Raw genomic sequence first — 7653 nt, 5'->3', positions numbered from 1 at the left:
AGGATCGTGAAACGCCTTAGCGCCGATGATAGTGGACTTCTCGTCTGTGAAAGTAGGACATCGTCAGGCTTTTATTGCAAACAAAACCCCCGTCAGTGATCTGGCGGGGGTTTTGTGTTTGGGGGTCAGCGCTGCGCGCCTGCCCCACGCGCACACCGACTGCGTCCAAAAGGGTTATTCATACTAGCCACTGGGGCGGCGCGGTGCTAGCGTACCAGGATGAGTCTTGCGCCTTTAAACGCCGCTTCGACTGTAGTCAGTGCTAGCGTACAGCAAAGAACTCTGCCATTACAGAGTCAGAAAAATCAACCGAGGAGACCCATCAATGAGGCATATTATTGCCGCCAGCCTGCTGGCGATTCCTGCACTTGCCACGGCCCAGACAAATGGCGACGCTGTGGATACCCTGAGTCATGTCGTTGAAAGCAAGACGCTGCGGGTGTGTACGCCAGGCGATTACCGCCCGTTCAGCTATCACAACGATGATGGTAGCTACGAAGGATTGGATGTGGATTTGATGCAGGACCTGGCACACACGCTTGATGCGAAGGTGGCGTTCGTTAAGACGAGCTGGGCCAAGCTGATGGAGGATTTCACCTCCGGTAAGTGTGATATTGGCGCAGGAGGCATATCGGTATCGCTTGTGCGGCAGAAGAAAGCATTCTTCAGCACACCCTATATGGTCAACGGCAAGACGCCCATTACCTTGTGCACGAATGTACAGAGGTTCCAGACAATCGAGGATATCAACAAGCCTGAGGTGCGTGTCATTCACAACCCGGGCGGCAGCAACGAGAAGTTTGCCAAGACTTACCTGAACAAAGCACAACTGACTCAGCATGACAATAATATCGGTATATTCAACGAGGTCGCCGAAGGCCGTGCCGACGTCTTCGTCACCGAGGCGGCTGAGGCCAAAGTTCAGAGTAAGCGCGATCCCCGACTATGCGCCGTGAACCCGGACAAGCCGTTGCAGTATGCGGAGATGGGCTATTTGCTGCCCGACGGCGATATGCGCTTCAAGCTGTATGTGGATCAGTGGATGCACCTGAGCAAGGCCAGCGGCGCATATGCCAAGCTTGCCGACAAGTGGGTGCCGCAGTAGGAAAAGGCAGCACCGCACGGGAATTGCGTGGTTGCGGCCCGCAACCAGGGTGAATAGGCACGGGCACGAAGCGGAAGGGGGGTGCGCTAGAACGTAATCCCCAGCCACTCTTTTACCTGTGCATGCAGATCGCCCTGAAAATCCTCGGGGGAACCGGACGCCGTGATTTCACCAAGGCTCAGTACGTAAATATGATCTGACAGTGACACGACTCTGCGTACGTTATGGTCCACCAGCAATATGCCCATGCCGGACGCTGCGAAATGCTTGATCCATTGAAAAATCTCGCTGGCCACTTTGGGTGCAAGGCCGATGCTGGGTTCGTCGATCAGGCAGACGCGCGGCTGCACCATATAGGCCTTGGCGAATTCCAGTGATTTTTGTTGACCGCCGGATAGGTCGCCAGCCTGGGATTTGAGTTTTTCGCGCAGCACGGGGAAATGCGCCAGCGTATCCTGAAAGCGCTGTTCGATGAGGTGCCCAAATTGTTTGTGTCGGCTTTCGAGAGGCAGCCTAAGGTTTTCTTCTACGCTCAGGTAGGAGAAGAGGCTGGATTCCTGCGGAATGTACCAGAGGCCGTGATCGATCAGTGTATGCGGTGGCCTGCCCGAAATGTCCTGGCCCTCCAACCGGATTGCGCCGGCTTTTGGCTTGAGAAAACCATATATCGTTTTGAAGAGCGTGGATTTTCCTGCGCCGTTAAGACCAATCAAGCCACTGATGTGGCCTTTTCTGACGGACAGGCTGACGCTGCGCAGGACATCAATATCGCCCATATAACCGGACGTGATGCCGTCCATTTCGAGCACGGTATCAGACATGGGCTTCGTCCTCCGTTGATTCATCGCCGAGATAAGCTTCGATAACCGCCGCGGACTGCAGAACGTCGTGTGTCTGGCCTTCGGCCAGCACTTTACCCGCATTCATACAAACGGAGCGTGGACAGAGCTCCACAATCACCGGCATGTCGTGGCTGACGAGGATGAAGGTTTGTCCAGCCGCGTTGCGTCGGCGTATGAAGTCCGACATGGTTTCTTTCATGATGGGGTGCACAGCTGCGAAGGGCTCGTCCAGCAGAGCGATATGGGGTGGCACCATGAAGCACATGCCGAACTCAAGCAGCTTGCGCTGACCGCCGGATAGCTGGCCGGCATCCAGGTACATGACCTGTTCGAGCTTCAGTTCTTCCAGCAATTCGGCGGCGCGGGCATAGGCGGTGGATTCGTTCAGGCCTTGGGCCAGGCCGCAAACGACCAGATTGTCAAAGGCGCTGGTGCGATTGAACACCCGTGTCATTTGAAACATGCGCAGCACGCCCAAGCGTGTGAGCTGCGTGGGGTTCAGGCCCAGCACATTCTTATCGTTAAGCAATACGGATCCGGCGTCGGCGCGCAGATGGCCGGACAGCATATTGAGCAAGGTGGTCTTGCCCGAGCCGTTGGGTCCGATCAGGCCGAGCAGTTCGCCCTGGTGCACTTGCATGCTGGCTCGATCTACTGCGCGAAGGCCCCCGAAGCTTTTTTGCAGGGACTGTATTGTCATCAGGGCCATCATATCCCCCTGCGCACGGCCTGACGGCGAATCAGGGCACGACGCAGCAGCCCCCAGAGCCCTTCGCGAAAGAATCGGGCAAACACGATGACCAGCGCCGCGAAAACAATCATCTGTATGCCGCCTACGTCGCGCAACAGCTCGGATGCTGTGTAGACGAGGAGTGCGCCGATCAAGGGGCCCACGAGCGTTCCCATGCCGCCTATCACGACCATGGCGATGACGATGCCGGTTTGCGCGATCAAGCCAAGCTCCGGGCTGACCAGGCGGGCGAAGGTGCCGTAAAGACCACCTGCGAAGCCGCAGACGGCACAACTGACCAGGAAGGCAAATGTCTTGTAACGTACAACATTGATGCCGCGGCTTGCCGCGCCGATTTCATCGTCGCGGATTGCCTGCAGAAAACGCCCGGTTCGCGTGCGTAGCAGGATATAGATCAGCCCGACAACCATGATCAGTGCGGCAAGGAAAATGTAGTAGTACCCTGTTCGGCTATCGACGATGCCGGGCACGTTCAGGCCTTGATCGCCGCGCGTGAAATCAATGGAGTTGTAGATAACGAGTCGCAGGATTTCCGCAAAAGAAAGTGTGGTCAGCGCCAGGTAGGCGCCCGAGAGCCGCAGCACAATACGGCCCAGCAGCAGGCCGATCACGCCCGGAATGACGATGGACATGGGCAGGGCCACCCACAGCGGCGTGTTCAGGTAGTAGGCGAGCAGGCCTGTGCTGTAGCCGCCAAGCATGGCGAAAGCGGCTGGCGCGAGTGAAAACTGCCCCGTATAGCCCGCGAGCAGGTTCCAGCCCGAGGCCATGATGGCGAAATACATGCTGACAATCAGTACGCCCAGCCAGTAGGGGGATTGCACGAACAGCGGTAATACGGCCAATGCGGCCAGCACCAGCAGGCTCAGCAGAAACTCTCCGCGCAACTTGCTGGTGTGCAGGTTCGGGTGTTGGTGGGCGGGCATTGCGTTAGACCTCCCGGGCACGTTCGCCGAATAGCCCTTGTGGGCGAAACAGCAGAATCAGTATCAAGAGCACCAGGCCGTATGTATCCCGGTAGTCGTAGGAAAGATAGACTGCGCCGAAGCTTTCGAGCACGCCCAGCAACAGCGCGGCGATAATGCTGCCTGGTATGGAGCCCATGCCACCGATCACAACAATGACATAGGATTTGATCGCCGGAAAGATGCCGACGTCTGGCGCGGGATTGATGACCGGCGCCAGCAGCGCGCCGGCAATCGCGGCCAGGACGCCCGAGGCCATGAAAACGATGCAACTGGCGCGCGCCGTATCGATGCCGGCAATGGATGCGCCCAACCGATTCTGCGCCACTGCCTGGATCTGCCTGCCCCACAATGAGCGTTTGATGAACAGGGACAGGCCTATCATCAGCAGAACTGCCACGATGGCTGTAATCACCTTTTGGCCACTCATCATGAATGGCCCGATGTTCAGGCGGGCGGCATCCCACAGCGCGGGGCCCCGCATGGGGTAGGGGCCGATGACTTTGTCGAAAAGATTAATGAGCAGCAGCGATAGGCCAAAGGTCACGACGACTGCGTATTCGTCTTTCATGAGCCCCCACGAGCCATAGCCGGTGTAAAGCGGGCGCATGAGCCAGCGTTCTGTCATCCATCCGATCAGGGCGCCAGCCAGCGCTGCAGCCGGCAAGGCCAGCCAGGGGGAAACGCCCAGGCCGAGCGCGATCAGCGTGTACGTGTACGCCCCTATCATGTAGAACTCGCCATGGGCGAAGTTCACAACCTTGAGTATGCCGAAAATCATTGCCAGTCCGACAGCCATGAGGGCATAGTACAGGCCAATAATCAGTCCGTTGACGAGCAGATCCAGCGCAAGCACATCGCTTCTCCTCAAGCCCGGGGCGGCACGCCCCGGGTACTTACTTCAGTCAGGGAAGGAATGACATTCAGTTCTACGGCTTGACGAGTTTGTCGGCATGAAGGGGCTGCCCAGTCGCCTGAATCAGCACCGTCTTGCTCAAGGGCTGATTGACTTCAGTCAATTGATACGTGACATACGGAATATCGACCCATTGCTGATACGTGTAGCCCGGTTCTTGCGAGAGTTTGAATTTGCCGCGTATCCCTTCGTATTCCATGTCTTTGAGCGCCTGGATGATGGCTTCGCTGTCCGTGGACTTTGCCTGCTCGATCGCGCGCACGATTTGCAACACGGAGTCGGCGCCCTGAAATATGAGCCGGTTGGGTTCATGGCCGAACTCCTTCTGATAGGTCTGAGCCACCTGCTGACCAATTTCGGGCATAGGCATTTCGGGATGGTAGAGGCCGAAAGCCAGCATGTACTGGCCGGCTTCCTTGACGTTCTGCCAGAAATCCGGGTAGTCGGCGATGCCGGCGCCATCATAAAACCATGTCTTGGCGCTTGGCGCGACGCCTTGCTCATAGAGCTGGTTCATCAGAATGTACGCAGCGGGGGGCAGCATGACGTTGACCACCATGTCGGGGGGATTGGCGCGCAGCGGCAGCACCGCGGGCGTGAAGTCCTTCCCGGCGCGGTCCAGTGCGTTGTATTTATAGTTGATGTCGGGTGCCTGTTCTTTGAGGAGCTCGCCCAGTATCTTGGCCTGGCCAATGCCATAGTCGGTGTTCTCGGCAAAGGCGACGACGTTCTTGACCTTCATGGCGATAATGGTTTCGGCCATGGCAGTGGAGACGCGTGTGTTGTAGTTGCCGGGGTTGAAAACCTCGGGGTATCCTTTTTTGCGTATGTCATCCGACCAGCAGTTGGTGTTGACGTAAGGTACCTTGTAACGGTGCGCCACCTCGATTTCCGCCAGGCAAACAGAGCTTTGGTGTCCGCCGGTAATCGCGACGACCTTGTCGCGGGAAATGAGTTTTTCGGCAGCGGCCCGGCCTTTCTCAGGGATGCCTTGATTGTCTTCATAGATGATCTTGAGAGGGCGCCCCAACACGCCTCCGTTCTCATTAATCATCTTGGCGATGATTTCCGCTCCGTCTTTGACCTGGGTGCCCTGGACCACGGAACCGGGTGGGGACTGGGCGATACTAACGCCGATCAGCACAGGATCTTGCGCCTGCGCAGGATTGACCATGCTGAGTAAGGCCGTTGCGGCGGCCGCCATCGTAAAACGAAGCTGTCTCATTGGAATCCTCCTTGGTGTTCGGATACCCCTGGTTTGAACGAGGGTGTGATCCGTTAAGGGTCAGACTGGCTTATGCGTTATGTTTCACAATCTATACTGGTCTGACCGGTTATGGTTGCTTAAATACCAGATAATGTCAATGTTGGGACGGCGATGGTTTTCCCGCGCTCAGGAGCTGTTCAAGCCTTGCCGCAATGGCAAGCATTTTCCAGTCATGACCTTGTGCTGCGGCAAGCTGGATACCCACAGGCAGGCCATGGTCGCTGTTGCCGCAGGGCAGGCTGATGGCCGGCATGCCTGTCAGGTTAAAGGGAAGCGTCAGGCTGGTAACGGCGGCGTGCAAGGGCATGTCGTGCCCGTCCACGCTGACCGTGTCGGCGCCATTTTCTGGTGCGGTGGTGCGCAGCGTGGGCACGGCCAGGACATCGATGCCCGCCATGGCCGTGGCGATGCCCGCTGCCAATTGGGATCGCGCGCCTTGGGCTCGGGTGTACCAGATGGCGGGGAAAAGTTGCCCGATTTCCAGCCGGATGCGGACATCCTCTCCCAATGTTTCGGGGCAATGCACGAGGCGATCCCAGTGGACAGCGGTGGCTTCGCTGCATAGGGTGGCCAGCTGCAGCGCGGCGCCGTACTCGACGCCGGGAAGGTCAATGGCGTGAACGGTGGCGCCATCCGCCTCCATGAGCGCGATGGCGGCGTTGACGTGCCGACGCACCTCCGGGGCCAGCGGTTCGAAAAAGTAATGGGTGGGCACGCCAATCTGGATGCCTTGCAAAGTGCGCAGGCGTTGCGGCACCTGGCCGGGCAGGCCTGCCATGATGGAGAAAAGCAGGGCTGCGTCATCAACGGACGCTGTGATGGGGCCCAGGTGGTCCAGCGAGGGGCCAAGGTCCATGGCGCCCTGCCTTGGGATAACATCGTAGCTGGGCTTGAAGCCGACGACGCCGCAACAGGCAGCCGGAATACGGATCGAGCCGGCCGTATCTGTGCCGATGGACGCGCGGACGATGCCTGCGGCCACGGCGGCGGCTGAGCCTCCACTTGAACCGCCCGGGATGTGCGCTGGGTTGCGAGGGTTCACGACAGCTCCGTAATGCGGGTTTCGGCTGGTGATGCCAAAGGCCAGTTCATGCAGGTTGGTGGTGCCCAGCATGATGGCCCCGGCCTGGCGCAACCGGGAAACCGCCAGGGCGTCATGCAGGTTGGGCGTGTTGCTGCCGGATTGGCTTCCGCCAGTCAGGCGAAAGCCTTGCACCGCCATGAGGTCTTTGACGGCCACGGGTACGCCAAGTAAAGGCAGCGCTTGCCCTGCCTCGAACGAGGCTTGCGCGGCTGACGCCTGGTGCGCCAGCTCATCTGCGCTGGCTAGTTGGATGAAGGCATTCAAATCGTGCTGCTGCTGGGCGCGTTGGTGCGCCGACAGTGCGGCGGTGGCGGTGTCGGAGGGTGTGTTGCGCAGGCGCCTGGCCAGGGCTGCGATGCCGCCGGTGTCCGCGGGTGGCGTGATGCCTTGTGAACGCAAGTGTACGGCGCTAGCCGCGTAGTGGGCTTTGCCTGAGCCGGTTAAGGTGGCCAGATAGCTGAGTTCGGGGATATTGAGCGAAAGGCGTTCACCCAAAAGCGCTACCCGGTCAGGGAACGCATAGTTCACCAGCTTGGCGGTGCTGGCGGCGCCTGCCATCATGCGCTGAACAACATCGGATGTCAGAGACATGGCCTTTGCTCCTGAATGTGCCTCCGGGGAAGTGCATGCGAAACTGCGGCAAAGCCGGTCAGACCGGTTGATGCCATAATGCACATGAGTGTATCGGCTGTCAACATGGCGTATGGTTTGACGGTGGTAGAT

7 protein-coding genes are annotated in these 7653 nt (G+C 58.6%); 1 reads left to right on the top strand and 6 read right to left on the bottom strand.

Translation table 11 applies throughout. From position 1 onward, the window contains the following. Positions 1–325 precede the first annotated feature (325 nt). Positions 326–1105 (top strand): transporter substrate-binding domain-containing protein, encoded by a 780-nt coding sequence (locus tag ERE07_RS04900; RefSeq protein ID WP_130007649.1) that lies wholly within the window; start codon positions 326–328, stop codon positions 1103–1105. 86 nt (positions 1106–1191) lie between these two features. Here the strand turns inward: ERE07_RS04900 and ERE07_RS04895 are convergent, their stop codons facing one another. From ERE07_RS04895 to ERE07_RS04870, 6 genes are all read right to left on the bottom strand, one after another. Beyond that, positions 1192–1926, bottom strand: a complete 735-nt coding sequence (locus ERE07_RS04895) for an ABC transporter ATP-binding protein (protein ID WP_130007648.1) — start codon at positions 1924–1926, stop codon at positions 1192–1194. Further along, the gene (locus tag ERE07_RS04890; RefSeq protein ID WP_245153417.1) at positions 1919–2587 is read right to left on the bottom strand and encodes an ABC transporter ATP-binding protein; all 669 of its coding nucleotides are present in this window, start codon (positions 2585–2587) and stop codon (positions 1919–1921) included. The genes ERE07_RS04895 and ERE07_RS04890 overlap by 8 nt, the downstream gene beginning before the upstream one ends. 68 nt (positions 2588–2655) lie before the next feature. After that, positions 2656–3624 (bottom strand): branched-chain amino acid ABC transporter permease, encoded by a 969-nt coding sequence (locus tag ERE07_RS04885; protein ID WP_130007647.1) that lies wholly within the window; start codon positions 3622–3624, stop codon positions 2656–2658. A 4-nt stretch (positions 3625–3628) separates the two neighbouring features. Further along, positions 3629–4519 carry a branched-chain amino acid ABC transporter permease gene (locus ERE07_RS04880; protein WP_130007646.1) on the bottom strand — a complete coding sequence of 297 codons (891 nt, stop codon included), beginning with the start codon at positions 4517–4519 and terminating at the stop codon, positions 3629–3631. 73 nt (positions 4520–4592) lie between these two features. Further along, positions 4593–5804 (bottom strand): ABC transporter substrate-binding protein, encoded by a 1212-nt coding sequence (locus ERE07_RS04875; RefSeq protein WP_130007645.1) that lies wholly within the window; start codon positions 5802–5804, stop codon positions 4593–4595. A 136-nt stretch (positions 5805–5940) separates the two neighbouring features. After that, positions 5941–7521 (bottom strand): amidase, encoded by a 1581-nt coding sequence (locus tag ERE07_RS04870; protein WP_130007644.1) that lies wholly within the window; start codon positions 7519–7521, stop codon positions 5941–5943. Between the last annotated feature and the right edge of the window lie 132 nt (positions 7522–7653).

The organism is Allopusillimonas ginsengisoli, from assembly GCF_004153455.1.
GTDB classification, from domain to species: Bacteria; Pseudomonadota; Gammaproteobacteria; order Burkholderiales; family Burkholderiaceae_B; genus Allopusillimonas; species Allopusillimonas ginsengisoli.
The sequence above is the reverse complement of the archived record's forward strand: the minus strand, read 5'-3'. Positions and strand labels throughout refer to the sequence as shown.